Annotated in this window: 11 protein-coding genes; 9 read left to right on the top strand and 2 right to left on the bottom strand. The window is 73.0% G+C overall.

Annotated features, from left to right (window positions below):
* Positions 1-530: 530 nt before the first annotated feature.
* Positions 531-704 (bottom strand): hypothetical protein, encoded by a 174-nt coding sequence (locus tag IE255_RS20460; RefSeq protein WP_190051766.1) that lies wholly within the window; start codon positions 702-704, stop codon positions 531-533.
* A 239-nt stretch (positions 705-943) separates the two neighbouring features.
* Between IE255_RS20460 and IE255_RS20455 the strand changes: the two genes are divergently transcribed.
* Complete coding sequence (locus IE255_RS20455; RefSeq protein WP_190051765.1) at positions 944-1,864, top strand: LLM class F420-dependent oxidoreductase; 921 nt, start codon at positions 944-946, stop codon at positions 1,862-1,864.
* 68 nt (positions 1,865-1,932) lie between these two features.
* On the opposite strand, the gene IE255_RS20450 is transcribed toward IE255_RS20455, so the two are convergent.
* Positions 1,933-2,751, bottom strand: a complete 819-nt coding sequence (locus IE255_RS20450) for an SAM-dependent methyltransferase (RefSeq protein WP_372487528.1) — start codon at positions 2,749-2,751, stop codon at positions 1,933-1,935.
* A 164-nt stretch (positions 2,752-2,915) separates the two neighbouring features.
* On the opposite strand from IE255_RS20450, the gene IE255_RS20445 reads away from it, so the two are divergent.
* From IE255_RS20445 to IE255_RS20410, 8 genes are all read left to right on the top strand, one after another.
* Positions 2,916-4,379, top strand: a complete 1,464-nt coding sequence (locus tag IE255_RS20445) for a 3' terminal RNA ribose 2'-O-methyltransferase Hen1 (protein ID WP_190051763.1) — start codon at positions 2,916-2,918, stop codon at positions 4,377-4,379.
* Positions 4,376-6,940 (top strand): polynucleotide kinase-phosphatase, encoded by a 2,565-nt coding sequence (locus tag IE255_RS20440; protein WP_190051762.1) that lies wholly within the window; start codon positions 4,376-4,378, stop codon positions 6,938-6,940. Before IE255_RS20445 ends, IE255_RS20440 begins: the two co-directional genes overlap by 4 nt.
* A gap of 156 nt (positions 6,941-7,096) precedes the next feature.
* The gene (locus IE255_RS20435) at positions 7,097-8,611 is read left to right on the top strand and encodes a VMAP-C domain-containing protein (RefSeq protein WP_190051761.1); all 1,515 of its coding nucleotides are present in this window, start codon (positions 7,097-7,099) and stop codon (positions 8,609-8,611) included.
* Between the two features lie 16 nt (positions 8,612-8,627).
* A complete protein-coding gene (locus IE255_RS20430; protein WP_190051760.1) occupies positions 8,628-9,719 on the top strand; it encodes an AAA family ATPase in 1,092 nt (363 codons plus the stop codon).
* Positions 9,719-14,242 (top strand): FxSxx-COOH system tetratricopeptide repeat protein, encoded by a 4,524-nt coding sequence (fxsT, locus tag IE255_RS20425; RefSeq protein WP_190051759.1) that lies wholly within the window; start codon positions 9,719-9,721, stop codon positions 14,240-14,242. Before IE255_RS20430 ends, fxsT begins: the two co-directional genes overlap by 1 nt.
* A 134-nt stretch (positions 14,243-14,376) precedes the next feature.
* Positions 14,377-15,552, top strand: a complete 1,176-nt coding sequence (locus IE255_RS20420) for an alpha/beta fold hydrolase (RefSeq protein ID WP_190051758.1) — start codon at positions 14,377-14,379, stop codon at positions 15,550-15,552.
* Entirely contained in the window at positions 15,549-16,676 is a 1,128-nt protein-coding gene (locus IE255_RS20415) for an effector-associated domain 2-containing protein (RefSeq protein ID WP_190051757.1), read from the top strand. The genes IE255_RS20420 and IE255_RS20415 overlap by 4 nt, the downstream gene beginning before the upstream one ends.
* Positions 16,677-16,773: 97 nt before the next feature.
* Positions 16,774-17,007, top strand: coding sequence for a hypothetical protein (locus IE255_RS20410; RefSeq protein WP_190051756.1), 234 nt, complete (start codon positions 16,774-16,776; stop codon positions 17,005-17,007).
* Positions 17,008-17,010: the final 3 nt, after the last annotated feature.

Here is a 17,010-nt window from a genome sequence, read left to right as displayed (position 1 = left end):
GTAGAGGCGGTTGCTCCGGACGCGGGGTCTGCATAGCCGGTCGCCCTGGACGCGGGGTCTGCAGAGCCGGTCGCCCTGGACGCGGGGTCTGCAGAGCCGGTCGCCCTGGGCGCAGGGTCTGCAGAGCCGGTCGCTCTGGCGCGTGGCCCGCCGGGAGGGTCCTGGGCCCAGATCAGCCGGGTGTTCCGGCGTCCGGCTCACCCGGAGGACGGGCTGCCGGCTCGGGGCAGCGGGCGGTGGCGAACCCGCTCGTCGAGCGCCTGCTCGGCGCCCCGGACGCCGGTCCCGATGCCGCTGTCGACGCCGCACCAGCCCCCCAACGCCGTTCTCGACGCCGCACCAGCCCCCCAACGCCCTTCCCGGCGTGCGCCCCCACCCCCCAACGCCCTTCCCGGCGCCCCCGAACACCCCCGAACACCCCCGAACACCCCCGAACACCCCCGAACACCCCCGAACACCCCCGAACACCCCCGAACACCCCCGAACACCCCCGAACACCCCCGAACACCCCCGAACCCCCCGGGCAGGCCTCAGCCGGCCTGGCTCTCCTCCGCCGATCCCCGGCCGGCATCCCCCGCCGCCTGAAGATCCGCGTCCAACGCCGACAGGTCCGCGTTCAACGCCGCCATCAGCTCCTCCATCTGCTGCAACAGCCCTTTCGGCTGCCCGGTCCCGCCCTGCTGCGGCACGGTCTCTTCGGACATGACGGCCTCCTCGGCCCCTGGCCCCCCGGGGAGGCCGACGCGGGTGACGCCCCGGCGGTCAGCGGCCGGTGCGGAAGCCGGGGGCTCCGGCTCCGCCCGAGCCAACGATCACCGCGGGGGGCGGTCACTGGCCCGGTCACGCGGGACTCGCGGTATTGACGTAATTTCACCCGACCGGGGACCGGGTGGGACGGGGGACCGATCTCGTCGTGCCGCTCCCCGGCGTGCAGGATGGAAGCATGGATCTTCGCATCTTCACCGAGCCCCAGCAGGGCGCCACCTATGACACTCTGCTCACCGTGGCCAAGGCCACGGAAGACCTCGGATTCGACGCATTCTTCCGCTCTGACCACTATCTCCGCATGGGCAACGTGGACGGCCTGCCCGGCCCCACCGACGCCTGGATCACCCTGGCCGGACTCGCCCGTGAGACCAAGCGCATCCGGCTCGGCACCCTGATGACCGCCGGCACCTTCCGGCTGCCCGGCGTGCTCGCCATCCAGGTCGCGCAGGTCGACCAGATGTCCGGCGGCCGGGTCGAACTGGGCCTCGGCGCCGGCTGGTTCGAGGAGGAGCACAAGGCCTACGGCATCCCCTTCCCCAAGGAGAAGTTCGCCCGCCTCGAGGAACAGCTGGAGATCGTCACCGGCCTGTGGGCGACGGAGCCGGGCAAGACGTTCGACTTCCACGGCACCTACTACGACCTGACGAACTCGCCCGCGCTGCCCAAGCCCGCGCAGGACAAGATTCCCGTGCTCGTCGGCGGCCACGGCCCGACCCGCACCCCGCGCCTCGCCGCGCGGTACGCCGACGAGTTCAACATGCCGTTCGCCTCCGTCGAGGACAGCGAGCGCCAGTTCGGCCGGGTGCGCGCCGCCGCCGAGGAGGCGGGCCGCCCGGACGAGCTGACGTACTCCAACGCCCTCGTCGTCTGCGTCGGCCGGGACGACCAGGAGGTCGCCCGCCGGGCCGACGCGATCGGCCGCGAGGTCGACGAGCTGAAGCTCAACGGCCTGGCCGGCTCCCCGGCCGAGGTCGTCGACAAGATCGGCCGCTACGCCGAGATCGGCTCCCGCCGCATCTACCTCCAGGTCCTCGACCTGGACGATCTCGACCACCTGGAGCTGATCTCCTCCCAGGTGCAGTCGCAGCTGTCCTGACGGCGACGGCCGCATGACACGACCGTCCGGCGGACCGGGCCGTGCAGCCCGGTCCGCCGGACGGGCCGTCACGGCTTGCGGCCGACCGCCACGTAGAGGGGCATCTCCTCGGGCGGTCCGTCGCCGGCGCCCTCCCGCCGTGCGCCGAGTTCGGGGTGCCACCGCTCGGCCAGTACCACACCGGGCTCCACCAGTTCGAGACCCGTGAAGAACTCGGTGAACTCGGCGCGGGTGCGCACCTGCGCCGCCGTCCCGCCCTTGCGGTAGACCTCGACGACCCGCTCCCAGGTCTCCGGGTCGAAGTCGCCCGTCGCGTGGGAGAGCGTCAAGTAGCTTCCGGACGGCAGGGTTTCGAGAAGCGTGCGGACGATCCGGCCGGGCTCGTCCGCGTCCTCGACCAGGTGCAGCAGGGCCACGAGCGACAGGGCGATCGGCTGGGTGAAGTCGAGGGTCTCCCGTGCCGCCGCGATGATCTTTCCGGGTTCCCGTACGTCGCCGTGGACGTAGGCGGTCTTGCCCTCCGGCGTGCTGTGCAGCAGGGCCTGGGCGTGCCGGAGGACGATCGGGTCGTTGTCCGCGTACACCACCCGGACCTGCGGGGCGATCTCCTGGACGATCTGGTGGAGGTTCGGCTCGGTCGGTATGCCGGTTCCGATGTCGAGGAACTGCCGGACGCCCCGCTCGGCCAGCAGCCGGGAGGCGCGGTGCATGAACAAGCGGTTGGTCCGCGCCATTTCCCTGGCGGCGGGGAAGAGGGACATCACCTGCTCGGCCGCTGCCGCGTCGACCGGATAGTTGTCCTTCCCACCGAGGTAGTAGTCGTACATGCGTGCAGAGTGAGGTTTGCCGGTGTCGATGTGTCCCGCGCTGGTCCCGGCATCTGTCACGTGAGGCCTCCGCATCTCCGCGTGCGTGGGTGGGCGCCCTCTCCGAATGTCCCTCGAACGCCCGGTCGATCGGGAGGCTAGCGAAAATTCCCGGGTGCTGCCGGTGCCCGCTCTGTACGGTGGGCGTATCCGCAGTTCAGACCACTGATCGAGGTCGACCCACCGTGTTCCTGACCCTCACCACCACCGGCACCCCGGAGCGCCCCGCCACCGACCTCGGCTACCTGCTGCACAAGCATCCCGACAAGGCCCAGGCGTTCTCCACCTCCTACGGCACGGCCCACGTCCTCTACCCCGAGGCGGACGCCGAGCGCTGCACGGCGGCGCTGCTGCTGGAGGTCGACGCGGTGGCACTGGTCCGGCGCGCCAAGGGCAAGGGCCGCGGCGGCGCCCCGGACGCGGCCCTCGCGCAGTACGTCAACGACCGCCCCTACGCGGCCTCCTCCCTGCTCGCCGTGGCGCTGAGCAACGTCTTCTCCAGCGCGATGAAGGGCGTCTGCAACGCCCGTCCGGAACTCCCCGGTCAGGCCAGGCCGCTGCGGATCGAGGTGCCCGCGCTGCCCGCCCGCGGCGGCCCCGACCTCGTACGGAAGCTCTTCGAGCCGCTCGGCTGGACGGTCACCGCCGAACCCGTTCCGCTGGACACCGAGTTCCCCGAGTGGGGCGACTCGCGGTACGTGCGCCTCGTCCTGGAATCGACCGGGCTCACCCTCGCCGAGGCCCTGCGCCACCTCTACGTCCTGCTCCCGGTCCTGGACGACGCCAAGCACTACTGGGTCGCCCCCGACGAGGTCGACAAGCTGCTGCGCGCCGGTGAGGGCTGGCTGCCCGGCCACCCGGAGCAGAAGCTGATCACCAGCCGCTACCTCTCGCGCCGCTGGTCGCTGACCCGTGCGGCGACGGAGCGGCTGGAACTGGTGCGGCTCGCGGAGGCGGACGACAGCGAGGTCGAGGAGATCGACAACGCGGTCGAGGCGGAGACCGAGACCGAGGAGAAGCCGACCCCGCTGGCGGTGCAGCGCCGCGAGGCGATCGTCACGGCGCTGCGGCAATCCGGTGCCGCCCGGGTGCTCGATCTCGGCTGCGGCCAGGGCCAGTTGGTGCAGACGCTGCTCAAGGACCCGGCGTTCACCGAGATCGTCGGCGTCGACGTGTCGATGCGCGCGCTCACCATCGCCTCCCGGCGGCTGAAGCTCGACCGCATGGGCGAACGGCAGGCGTCCCGCGTCACGCTCTTCCAGGGCTCGCTCGCCTACACCGACGTCCGGCTCAAGGGCTACGACGCGGCCGTGCTCAGCGAGGTGATCGAGCACCTCGACCTGCCCCGGCTGCCCGCCCTGGAGTACGCCGTGTTCGGCTCGGCCCGGCCGCGCACGGTCCTCGTGACCACCCCGAACGTCGAGTACAACGTCCGCTGGGAGTCCCTCCCGGCCGGCCACGTCCGGCACGGCGACCACCGCTTCGAGTGGACCCGCGCCGAGTTCCGGTCCTGGGCGGAGGCGGTGGCCGAACGGCACGGCTACGGCGTCGAGTTCGCCCCCGTCGGCCCCGACGACCCCGAGGTGGGGCCGCCCACCCAGATGGCCGTGTTCACGATCACCACCCCGAAGGAGGCGAAGGCGGCATGACCGACGTACAGCAGGGGCGCGTGCTGCCCGTCACCGACCTGTCCCTGGTGGTGCTGATCGGGGCGTCCGGCTCCGGCAAGTCCACCTTCGCCCGCAGGCACTTCAAGCCCACCGAGGTCATCTCGTCCGACTTCTGCCGCGGTCTCGTCTCGGACGACGAGAACGACCAGAGCGCCACCACGGACGCCTTCGACGTCCTGCACTACATCGCGGGCAAGCGCCTGGCCGCCGGCCGCCGCACGGTCGTGGACGCGACCAGCGTGCAGTCCGACGCCCGCCGCCAGCTGGTCGACCTGGCCCGGAAGTACGACGTGCTGCCGATCGCCATCGTCCTCGACGTGCCCGAGGAGGTGTGCGCCGAGCGCAACGCGGCCCGCACCGACCGCGCGGACATGCCGCGCCGGGTCATCCAGCGCCACATACGCGAACTCCGCCGCTCCCTCAGGCACCTGGAGCGCGAGGGCTTCCGCAAGGTGCACATCCTGCGGGGCGTGGACGAGGCCGAGCACGCCTCGGTCGTCACCGAGAAGCGCTTCAACGACCTGACCCACCTCACCGGCCCGTTCGACATCGTCGGCGACATCCACGGCTGCGCCGCCGAACTGGAGGCGCTGCTGGGCAAGCTGGGCTACGTCGACGGCGTCCACCCGGAGGGCCGTACGGCCGTCTTCGTCGGCGACCTCGTCGACCGCGGCCCGGACAGCCCGGGCGTGCTGCGCCGCGTGATGGCGATGGTGAAGTCCGGCAACGCCCTGTGCGTGCCCGGCAACCACGAGAACAAGTACGGCCGCTACCTGCGCGGCCGCAAGGTCCAGCACACCCACGGCCTGGCCGAGACCATCGAGCAGATGGCGGGCGAGAGCGAGGAGTTCCTCGCCGAGGTACGGGAGTTCCTCGACGGCCTCGTCAGCCACTACGTCCTCGACGGCGGCCGGCTGGTGGTCTGCCACGCCGGTCTGCCCGAGAAGTACCACGGCCGCACCTCCGGCCGGGTCCGCAGCCACGCCCTCTACGGCGACACGACCGGCGAGACCGACGAGTTCGGCCTGCCGGTGCGCTACCCGTGGGCGGAGGAGTACCGGGGCCGGGCGGCGGTCGTCTACGGCCACACCCCGGTCCCGGAGGCCACCTGGCTCAACAACACCATCTGCCTGGACACCGGCGCCGTCTTCGGCGGCAAGCTCACCGCGCTGCGCTGGCCGGAGCGCGAGCTGGTCGACGTACCGGCCGAGCGGGTCTGGTACGAGCCGCTGAAGCCGCTGCGCACCGAGGCACCCGGCGGGCACGACGGCCGCCCGCTGGACCTGGCCGACGTACAGGGCCGCCGGGTCGTGGAGACCCGGCACCAGGGCCGGATCTCGATCCGCGAGGAGAACGCGGCGGCGGCCCTGGAGGTCATGAGCCGTTTCGCGGTGGACCCGCGGCTGCTGCCGTACCTCCCGCCGACGATGGCGCCGACGGCCACGAGTCACGTCGACGCCCGCGGCGGAGCCGCTGATGAACACTTCCTGGAGCACCCGGCCGAGGCCTTCGCCCAGTACGCGGCGGACGGTGTCGCCCGGGTCGTGTGCGAGGAGAAGCACATGGGCTCGCGGGCGGTGGCCCTGGTGTGCCGCGACGCCGAGACGGCTGCCAAGCGCTTCGGTGTGGACGGCCCCACCGGCTCCCTCTACACCCGCACCGGCCGCCCGTTCCTCGACGACGACGCCCTCACCGAGGAGATTCTCGGCCGGGTGCGCACGGCGATCGGCGAGGCAGGCCTGTGGGACGAGCTGGAGACGGACTGGCTGCTGCTGGACGCGGAGTTGATGCCCTGGTCGCTGAAGGCGTCCGGGCTGCTGCGGTCCCAGTACGCCGCCGTGGGCGCCGCGTCCGGCGCGGTGCTCCCAAAGGCGCTGGCCGCCCTGCGGGGCGCGGCGGACCGGGGCGTGGACGTCTCCGGCCTGCTGGCCCGCACCGGCGAACGGGCCGCCGACGCCGCCGCGTTCACCGAGGCCTACCGCCGCTACTGCTGGACCACGGACGGCCTGGACGGCGTCCGCCTGGCACCGTTCCAGATCCTCGCGGTCCAGGGCCGCAGCCTGGCGGGCCTGCCGCACGACGAGCAGCTCCCCCTGCTCGACCGGCTCGTCGAGCACGACGGCAGCGGCCTGCTCCAGACCACCCGCCGGCTCTACGTCGACACCGGCGACCCGGAGTCGGTGCGGGCCGGCGTCGACTGGTGGCTGGAGATGACCGGCCGCGGCGGCGAGGGCATGGTCGTCAAGCCGGTCGGCGCACTGGTCCGCGACACCCAGGGCCGCCTGGTCCAGCCCGGCATCAAGTGCCGCGGCCGGGAGTACCTGCGGATCATCTACGGCCCCGAGTACACCCGCCCGGAGAACCTGGCCCGTCTGCGCTCGCGCTTCCTCAACCACAAGCGGTCGCTGGCGATCCGCGAGTACGCGCTCGGTCTGGAGGCCCTGGACCGGCTGGCCGAGGGTGAGCCGCTGTGGCGCGTCCACGAGGCCGTCTTCGGCGTCCTGGCCCTGGAGTCGGAGCCGGTCGACCCGAGGCTGTGAGCCGGACGCCGAACAGTTCCGGCCAGGCTTGTCCCGCCTGGGGCGCTCCTGGCCGGACGTCGTCCTTCCGGTCCCATTCGTCCCTGGTTAACCGTTGGTTGCCGTGCTAACTTCGCTGGTCGGTCAGGCAGGTGAACCGACTCAGGGGGAAAGTCGGTGCAGACAGGTGCGGCGCCAGGCGGTTCCGGCGGCGAATCAGGACGTCAGCCGGACTTCGAGCTGCTGTTACAGCTCACCGAGGTCCTGTGCGAACTGGGCTGCGTGGAGGACGCGCCGAGCCGGGTGCAGTTCGCCGGCCTGCTGGGGGGCCAGCTCCGGCGGCGGGTGGACATACGCGGCGTCAGGCTCCGCGAAGACGTGGTGAGTATGGTGACCGCCGCGCTGAGCGAGGCAGGCGGGGAACACGTACTCGTCGGCGTGGTCCGCATCCTCGAAGGCGCCCCGGCCGGAGACGAGCTCGCCCGGCTGATCGCCCCCGCCCCCGCCCTGGCCGGGCCGCTGTCCAGGGAGGACGAGAAGGGCGCCCGCGTCGCGCTCGCCCGCGGCGACCTGCCCGCCGCCCGCTTACGGGACGGGCTGGCCGAGGAACTCGTGGGCCTCGACCTCCCCGACGGACTCACCCCCGAGCAGCTCTTCGCGCACCTCCTCGAATGGAACGTGCAGGAGGACGGCCTGCCGCCCGTCGTCCTCCTCCTCGATCACGCGGCCCGTCTCGCCCGGACCGTCGAACACCGCCTCGCGCTGACCGCATGGGTCGACGACTGGGCCGGGCGCGCCGGCCTGACCGCGCAGGTGGCGCGGCGCCGGGAGAGACGCGCCGCGGTGGTGTGGTCGCCCGACATCCCGCGCACCCTCGTCGTCGCCGTCGAACCGGCCCGGGACGGCAGCCCGGACGTGGTCGTGCGGACCTGGACGAACGCGACCCCGGGCCGCTGGGACCCGCGCCCCGGCGAGCCGGACACGATCCCTCTGGACGACCTCGGCCGAGCGGTGGACCAGGCCCTCCGGCGCGGCACCCAGCTCTGGCTGGTGCCCCGCGAGCCGGACGCGGGCCCCCTCCAGGAACCGCCTGCGTACATAGAGTTCCTCCTTCCGTACGACCTGATGAACCACGATGTGGCGGGGTTGACGTTCGCCATAGGCGACGGTGAGCCCACTCCGCTCGGTCTGCGGTACGGGGTGCATCTACGCAGTCTTGAGCGGATGCGTACGGACAATGCCGTGGTCCGGCAGCAGTGGCAGCGGCGTTGGGCGGCTCTGAAGCAGCATGGGATCACGGTGCACGCCTGGAGAGAGGCGGACGCCCGGCGGCTGCGCGCGTGGCAGATCGCGCTCGCCGGGGAAAGAAGTACGGCGGTGCTGTTGGACGCGCCGACCGGGGCGCCGGCCCTGGAGGCACTCAAAGCGGCGATCGCGGAGGGGATCGGGCTGGCCGTCTGGGATCGCAGAGGTGTGTTCATAGAGGAGAGGCGCGAAGTGGTGACCGCGGTCTTCGCGGCCGTCGCGATGCCCGTCCAGCTGCCTTCCGTCATCCACCGCATGCGCCTGAACGCCGAGAGCGGCGCGGAGGACGCGGTCCAGTACCTTGCCCGTCATGTCGGATTCATGTGGGACGACCCCACTCGAGTCGTCGACCTGCACACCATCGACCCAGACGATCTGGCCAGCTGACCCAGGAGGCTTCGGCATGAGCGCACAGGAACGGACGGCCGCGGACGACTGGCGCGTCTTCCACGCCACCGGACGCCCGCAGGACGCCCCACCCGCGCTGCCGGACCCGCCGCCCTGGCGGAGGTTCCGCGGCGGCCCCGTCGAGGCCCCGCCCCCGGACGACGCCGAGGCCGCGCTGCGCCGCCTCGGACCCGGCGGCCTCACACCCCAACTCGACGACGAGCAGATCGAGACGGTCAACGCCGCCCTGCTGCTGCGCCGCCCGCTGCTGATCACCGGCCCTCCCGGGGTCGGCAAGTCGACGCTGGCCTACCTGATATCGCGTGAGCTGGGGCTCGGCCGGGTACTCGAGTGGAACATCGTGAGCCGTACCAGCCTCCGCGACGGCCTGTACGTCCACGACGCCATGGGCCGCGCCCAGGCCATCGCCGCCTGGCAGGCGGGACTGCGCGACGCGGCACGGACAGACCCGGTGTTCGAAGACAACGAACAGAACGTCAACTCCTCGACCATGTCAAAAGATCGTCAACTTGCGCCGGTTATAGGCGAGTTCATTACACTGGGGCCGCTGGGCACGGCCCTGCTGCCCTACGCGCGGCCCCGAGCGCTTCTCGTCGACGAACTCGACAAAAGCGACATCGACCTGCCGAACGACCTGTTGCACGTTCTGGAGAATGGAAGCTATGAGGTGCCGGAGCTGGTGCGCGACGCCGCCGACACGGCGAGCGTGCACACCAGTGACCCGGGAGGCCGGGCCGTCGTGCGGGGCGGCCGGGTCGAGTGCCGGGAGTTCCCGGTCGTGGTGATCACCAGCAACGGGGAGCGGGAATTCCCCGCCGCCTTCCGCCGCCGCTGCCTGCCGATGGAGATGCACACCCCCACCCGGGAGCAACTACTGGCCATGGTGGAAGGGCACTTGGGGCTCCGGCCGCGAGGCACCGAAGACCTCGTCGACCTGTTCGTCCAGCGGGTCCAGGCGGGCGGCGTCCACTCCCTCGACCAGTTGCTCAACGCTGTCCAGATGACTACCGCGGGTGGTTTCCAGGCTGACGGTGACGGGCGTAAGCTCGTCGAACTGCTGCTCCGCGACCTCGCGAAGGGCCGCTGATGACCCGGGAGCGCGCATCCGGACCGGGCGACGGGGATCCCGCATCGGGATCGTCGCCGCCTCCTTCGGTGTACCCCGACCCCCTTTCGCGCGCGAGCGAGCGCGAAGGCCGGGGCACGGCCGCTCCCGATCACTTCGTCCCGCGCTGGCAGGAGTTCGCCGACGCGGTGTGGCTCGCCGCCCACCGGAGCCGGTTCGGCGGCCCGGGCGACGCCGCCCGGGAGGCCCCGGCCCCGGAGGCCGAGAGCCCGGGGGATGCCGGGGCCCCCGGGGGCCCGGACGTCACCGAGGCCGAACAGCGGTCCCGGCCACCCGTGCCCGACGACGCGCTCGACGCTCCGACGCCGGTCGACGGGGAGGGCACTCTTCCCGCGGCGTCGCCCGCGAGCCGCGGCCCCGCCGCGTCGCTCCCCTCCGGCGACCGAACCGCCGTCCACGCCGCCGCCCGCTTCTTACCGCACCCCGAAGGCCGCGTCACCCTGCACCTCGGGCCGCCGCTGCTGCCCCGGGCCGAACCCGACCCCTCCGGCCCCGGCCGCGTCACGGCCCTGCTCGCCCGCGCCCTGCACCATCTGGCCCGCCGCGTCCCCTCCCGCGACAGCCTGGAGCTGGACGAGGAGACCACCGCCGAACAGGGCCTCGCCGACGGGCTGTGGATGCCGTTCCTGCGGCCCGCCCGGGTCTCCGCCTTCGATCTCGTGATGCTGCTCGACGACGCGCCCACGATGCGGATCTGGGAGGAGAGCGCCGCGGGCCTGGCCCGCGCCGCCGAGCACAGCGGGGCCTTCCGCAGCGTGCGCACGCTCCGCGTCACCGTCCCGCGCACCGGCACCGCCACCCTGCGCTGGTCGACGGGCCGGACGGTCGCCGACCCCGCCGAACTGCTCGACGGCCGGGGCAGCCGGATCTTCCTCGTCGTCACCGACGGACTCGCCCACGGCTGGGCCGCCACCGCCGCCGACGAGCTCCTCGGCCGCCTCGCCCACGCCGGCCCCACCGCCCTCGTCCACCTGCTGCCGCCGCATCTGCGTCACCGCTCCTCGCTCTACCCCTACCCGGCCGTCCTGGAGGCCGGAGGGTTCGGATCGCCCAACAACTGCCTCGGACACTGGGCGCCGCCCGGCGGTCCCGACCCGATGCGGCCGCTGCCCGACGCGGGCGACGGCTCCGTCGCCGTCCCGGTGCTCTCCCTGAAACCCGCCTCCCTCGCCGCCTGGTCCGACCTGGTCACCGGTGGGCGCGGCGTACGGCGTTCGCTGCCCGTGGTGCTGGCCGGCGCCCTCAGCAAGGGCGCGCCCGCTCCCGGGCTGCGCGCCCCGCGCCTCCCGCGCGCCGCCACCGCCGCCGTACGGCGCTTCTTCAGCCTCGCCACTCCCTCCGCCCGCCGGCTCGCGGCGGAACTGGCCGCCGTCCCCTTCGACTTCGACCTCGTCGAGCAGCTGCGGAGGCGGGTGATGCCGGAGACCGGCCCGGATCACCTCGCCGAGATCCTCATGGGCGGACTGATCGACTGGGAGGGCGGAGGAGAGGGGCGCCCCGAGTTCGCCGAGGGCGTCCGCGAGGCCCTGCTCGCGACCACCACACGCAGTCAACTCGCCCGCACCGTCAGCGTGGTGGGCGAGCTGCCCGCCGCGGGGGAGCGCGGCGTCGCCCTGCGCGCCGCCCTGCACGACCCGCTCCGGACCAGGCTGCCCGACCCCGCCGAACGCGGCTGGGCACGCAGCGAACTGGCCGTGATGCGCGCCCTGTCGGGCCCCTACTCCGACCGGGCCAGGCGCATCGAACCGCATCTGTCCAGGAACCCGCCCGCCGCGCCCGGACAGGTGGAGAACAGCCCGTCCGCCCAGCCACCCCCACAGGTGAATAACCCGGGCGAAACGACTCCATCCAGCCCAGCGGGCTTTAACCCGGATTCGGGAATCTCCGATCCGACTGGAGAATCCGCGCCGTCCGAGACGGCCGGCACGCACCGACAACAGACCCCGGAGGCAGAGCCGCTCATGCAGCGCACCACGACCGCAACGCCGGCCCTACTGGTGAACGTCCCCATGCGTAACACCTCGTTCGTCGGCCGCCAGGCGCTGCTGAGGGCCGTGGAGGAGCAGCTCGCCGCCCAGGACACCGCGGCTGTGCTGCCCAACGCCCTGCACGGCCTCGGTGGCGTCGGCAAGTCCCAGCTGGCGCTGGAGTACATCTACACCCACCAGCGCGACTACCGGATCATCTGCTGGATCCCCGCCGAACGCGAGAGCCTCATCCTGGCCGCGCTCTCCTCCCTCGCCTCCCAGCTGGGCGTCGCCCCGGTCGGCCAGGACAGCATGGGCGCCGCGGCGGCCAACACCGCCGTGCCCGCCGTGCTGGAGGCGCTGCGCACCGGGACGCCGTACGACAACTGGCTGCTGGTCTTCGACAACGCCGAGGACATCGAGGCGGTGCGCGGCTACTTCCCGCACAACGGGCCGGGCAAGGTCATCGTCACCTCCCGGAACCGGGGCTGGGAACGGGTCGCCACCTCGCTGCCGGTGAACGTCTTCGAGCGCGACGAATCCATCGAGCTGCTCCAGAAGCGTGCCAAGGACCTGCCCCGGGAGGACGCCGACCGGCTCGCCGAGGCCCTGGGCGACCTGCCGCTCGCCGTGGAGCAGGCGGGCGCCTGGCTCGGTGTCACCGGCATGGAGGTCGACGAGTACCTCGAACTGCTCGCCCGGCGCAGCCCGGAGATCCTGGAGATCGAGCAGAGCCCCGACTACCCGGTCTCCGTCGCCGCCGCCTGGGACATCTCCCTGGAGCGGATCAGGGAGAACAACCCGGGCGCCCGGCAACTTCTCGACATCTGCGCCAGCATGGCCCCCGAGCCGATCCCGAGGTCGATCCTGCGCAGCAGCCGGGGCGTCAGCATCACGCCGCAGATCGACCCGATGCTGCGCGAGCCGATCAAGCTGAACCGGGCGATCCGCGACCTCAGCCAGTTCTCCCTGATCAGGGTCGACCCGCGCGCGGGCACCCTGCAGATGCACCGCCTGCTCCAGACCGTGCTCCTCGCCAAGCTGGGCGAGGAGGAACGCGAGCGGATGCGGGACGCCGCCCACCAGCTGCTGTCCGCCGCCAACCGGGGCCCGTTCGGGTCCTCCCAGGAGTGGCGCGAGTACCAGGCGCTGCTGCCCCACGTGCTCGCCTCCCAGGCCGTGACCAGCCTCGACTCCTATGTGCGCGACCTGGTCTACGACACCATGTGGTTCCTCTACTACTGGGGCGACCACGAGGGCGCCGCGGCCTTCGGCCGGCAGGCCTGGAGCGCCTGGCTCGCCGCCTCGGGCGAGGAGGACATCTACGTCATCCGGATGACCAAGGGCTTCGCGTTCCTGCTGCGCCAGATCGGCCAGATCGCCGAGTCGATCCCGCTCACCGAGAAGGCCCTGGAGGTCTCCCGCCGGGTGCAGGTCGAGCCGGAGGAACTGATCGACTCCCTGTGCGAGATGTCCGACGCCCGTCGGTACCAGGGCCGGTTCCAGGAGGCGCGGGACCTGGGCCGGGAGGCCACCGAACTGGCCCGCTCACTGTTCGGCCCCGAGGACCAGGCCACCCTGCGGGGCGCTCACAGCTGGGGCGTCGACCTGAGACTGTGCGGCCAGTTCCAGGAGGCGCTGACGCTGGACCAGGAGACCGCCCGCCAGCGGGACATCCTGTTCGGCGACGCCAGCTTCTTCACGCTCAACACCCTCCACTGCGTCGCCATCGACACCAGGGAGGTGGGCTCGTACCCCAAGGCGCGCGAACTGCAGGAGGACGTCTACCGCAGGGCGCTCACGGCGCTCGGCGACAAGCACCCCCTGACCCTGCGCATCGCCCGTGACCTCGGAGTCTGCCGCCGCCGGGACGGAGACCTCGCCGAGGGCGCCAAGCTCGCCGAGGAGACCCTGCGCAACTTCCAGGCCCGCTACGGCGACGAGCACCTCGACTCGCTGACCACGGCGACCAACGTCTCCGTCGACCGGCGTCTGGCGGGGGATCTCGAAGGCTCCCACCGACTCGCGGAGGCCAGCGTGGCCAGGCTGGAGCGGCGTCTCGGCGCGAACCACGCGCACACCCTGGTGGCCAGGGCGAACCTGGCCGCCACCCAGCGGGCCCTCGGCTCCCTGGACAGCGCGCAGGAGCTGGAGGACGACGTGGTGCGCCGGCTGAGCGACACGGTCGGAGCGCACCACATCATCACCCTCACCATCGGCATCGGCCAGGCCAACACCGCCTACGCCCGCCTCGACTTCGAGGGGGCCCACGCGATCGACTCCGCCAACCTGCCGCTGCTGACCGAGGTGGCGGGCGAGGGCCACCCCCTCACCCTCTCCTGCACCTCCAACCTCGCCCTCGATCTGCGGGGCCTCGGGCGCGGTGAGGAAGCGGACGTGCTCCAGCGCAAGGCGGTGGAGGGCCTGGCCGCGGCGCTGCGCAACGACCACCCCTGGCTCCAGGCCGCCCGCCAGCGCCGCCGCATCGAGTGCGACCTCGCTCCCGTGCCCATGTGACGCGGACAGCCGGACGGCCCGCCGCCGGGAAGCCTCCCGGGCGGCGGGCTCCGTTCTGATTGCCCAGCCTCAACTTCCTTGTGATACTCGGGCGTTGGCATCACCAAGCTAGGCAGTCGTGTCACGGGGGGCGCATGACGGCGGTCGTCTTCGTTCATGGGACCGGGGTTCGCGAGCCGGGCTTCTCCGCGCTGGTGGAGCGGGTGACGGCCGGGCTGGCCGCCCAGCGCGACGGGTTGCGCGTCGTGCCCTACTCCTGGGGAGCGGCACACGGTGCCACGCTCGCGGCCGGCGGGGCGAGCCTGCCGCCCCTCTCCGGCGCCACACGCGGTATCGGGGAAGGCCCGGCCGTGCCGGACCCGGGCGACGGGAGGACCGCGGCCTGGGCCGCCCTCTACGCCGACCCGTACGCCGAACTGGCCCTGGCCGCCGCCGGATCCGCCCCGGCCGTCGAACGCCCGCCCGGCTCCGTACCGCCGCGGCAGCGGGCGCGGACGCTGCTCACCACGCTCGCCGCCCAAGGGGACGCGCCCGCCGCCGAGTTGGGCCCCGGGCTGGCCCGCGCCGCCACCGACCTGGCCGCCCACCCTCTGCTCGGCCCCGCCGCCGACGCCCTCGCCCCCGCGGACCTCGCCGCTCTCGCCGCCCGCTCCCTGACCGCCCGCATCGTCGCCGACGCCCTCGACGCCGACTCCCCGCTCGTGCCGGCCGGCGAGACCCGGGACGCCGTCACCGACCGGATCGCCGAGGCCCTGGGCGCACCGGCCCGGGGCACGGAGCGAGGGCTGCGCTCCTACCTGCTGCGGTCGGCCGGAGCCGTGGCCTCGCGCGCCGTCGAGCGCCGCCGGCGTGCCCTCACCGAGGCCGCCCACCCGGCCGCCGGTGACATCCTGCGCTATCTGAGCCGGGGCGCGGCCTTCCGGGACGGCCTGCGCGCCCTCGTCGCCGGCCTGGAGCCGCCCGTCGCCGTGGTCGGCCACAGCCTCGGCGGCATCATCGCCCTCGACACGCTGATCTCCGCCCCGCTGCCGCAGGTCGCCCTGCTGGTGACGGTCGGCTCCCAGGGGCCCTTCCTCTACGAGTCGGGCTCCCTGCCCTCCCTCGAACACCCCGCGCCCCTGCCGCCGCACGTCCCCGCCTGGCTGAACGTGTACGACCCGCGCGACCTGCTCGGCTATCTCGGTGCGGAACTCTTCCCGGACCGCGTCACGGACGTCGCCGTCGACAGCGGCCAGCCGTTCCCCGCCGCGCACAGCGCCTACTGGACGAACCCGGCCGTGTACCGCCACATCGTGGACCACCTGCCGTGACCGGGCCGATGCCGCACGTCGACCCCGCCCGGGTGCACGCCCTGATCGTCGGGATCGAGGCGTACGAGGCCGGGGACGCCTGGCGGCTGCCCGGGCCCGCCCGGGACGCCGTACGGTTCTGGCGGCTGCTGCGGGACGCGGGGGTGCCCGAGTCCCGACTCCGGCTGCACCTGGCCCCGTTGCCGTCGTACGACCCGGAAGTCCCGTACGAGCGCGCGGACCAGGCCACCCTGCGCCGGGTCCTCGTGCGCGAACTGTCCACGGCCCAGGGCGATGTGCTGTGGGTGTGGTGGGGCGGGCACGGGGTGCTGGACCGGGCCGGGCGGCTGCGGCTGTTCTGCGCGGACGCGGGCGTCGCCGACAAGGTGGGCATCGACCTGGACTCCGCGCTCGCCCGGTACGCGGGTGACGCCGTGCCGGGACTGCGCGAGCAGATGTGGATCGTGGACGCCTGCGAGACCTTCGAGGAGGACCTCGCCTTCCGGGAGGCGCTGCCCGCCGACGCCCTGCCCGTGGGCCGTCCCACCCATGCGCACCGGCAGACCGTGCTGCGGGCCGCCGGCCGGGGCAGGGCGGCGGCCAACGACCCGGTCCGTGCCACCGGCCTCTTCTCCGACGTCCTGCTCGGCCTGCTGGCCGACCGGGCGGCCGTTCTGCCAGCGCCGCCCGATCCGGAGGAACTGTTTCCGGCCGTTCGGGCGCGCATCGCGGCCCTCAGGGAAGAGGGCCGTACTCTTCAGCACCCCGAGATCCGGCTCCAGGGCCCCGACCGCACCGAGACCCTGGCCCCGGCCGGACCGCCCGCCGTGCCGCGCCCCCTCACGGCGTTGCAGCGGGCGGTGGAGGCCCTCCTCGACTACCCCCTGATGAACGACCCCGACGAACGGCAGACGGTCGTCGCCGCGCTGAACCCCCGTGTCACAGCCATGCTGCGCCGCCACAGCAGGGCCCGCACCGACGTCGTCAACATCCTCGGCGGGCTCGCCCGGCGGAACCCGGAGGCACTGTGGGACCTGTTCGACGCCGTGGTGGCCGTCGACGACGACCCGGAACTGAAGGCCGAACTCGCCGCTGCGGTGGCCGAGTTGACTGCCTCATCGACGCCTCGGCGTGATCGGGAATGATCGGTGGCGTGATCGTACGGTTTTCGCCCCGGGGGGTATTGGCCATGATGGAAAGACACGGGGCATCGCGTGCCACCGTGCGAGAAGGGGGAGCATCTTGGACCAGCCGCCCGCTCTGCACCACGCCGGAGCCGCCGTACCTGAACCGGCCGTCGCCACCGCGGGGGCCGATGTCTGGGAATCCGATCTGGCGGACCTCGCGGCGCTGCCCCTGAGCGCCCTGGACGGTCTCCCCGCCCTGCCCCCCACCACGCGCCTGCTGACCGAGGTGCTGCGCGCCCGCAGCAGCATGCGGGGCGGCGAGGGGCCGGGAGGCGCCCGAGCCGATTAGCCG

Origin of the sequence: Streptomyces lomondensis, from assembly GCF_014651035.1 — a bacterium.
Classification (GTDB): domain Bacteria; phylum Actinomycetota; class Actinomycetes; order Streptomycetales; family Streptomycetaceae; genus Streptomyces; species Streptomyces lomondensis.
The sequence above is the reverse complement of the archived record's forward strand: the minus strand, read 5'-3'. Positions and strand labels throughout refer to the sequence as shown.

Excerpts from the sequence above, each read along its gene's own strand:
- fxsT (WP_190051759.1), top strand. The coding sequence starts at position 9,719 with ATGACCCGGGAGCGCGCATCCGGACCGGGCGACGGGGATCCCGCATCG.
- IE255_RS20440 (WP_190051762.1), top strand. The coding sequence starts at position 4,376 with ATGACCGACGTACAGCAGGGGCGCGTGCTGCCCGTCACCGACCTGTCC.
- IE255_RS20455 (WP_190051765.1), top strand. The coding sequence starts at position 944 with ATGGATCTTCGCATCTTCACCGAGCCCCAGCAGGGCGCCACCTATGAC.
- IE255_RS20430 (WP_190051760.1), top strand. The coding sequence starts at position 8,628 with ATGAGCGCACAGGAACGGACGGCCGCGGACGACTGGCGCGTCTTCCAC.
- IE255_RS20420 (WP_190051758.1), top strand. The coding sequence starts at position 14,377 with ATGACGGCGGTCGTCTTCGTTCATGGGACCGGGGTTCGCGAGCCGGGC.
- IE255_RS20460 (WP_190051766.1), bottom strand. The coding sequence starts at position 704 with ATGTCCGAAGAGACCGTGCCGCAGCAGGGCGGGACCGGGCAGCCGAAA.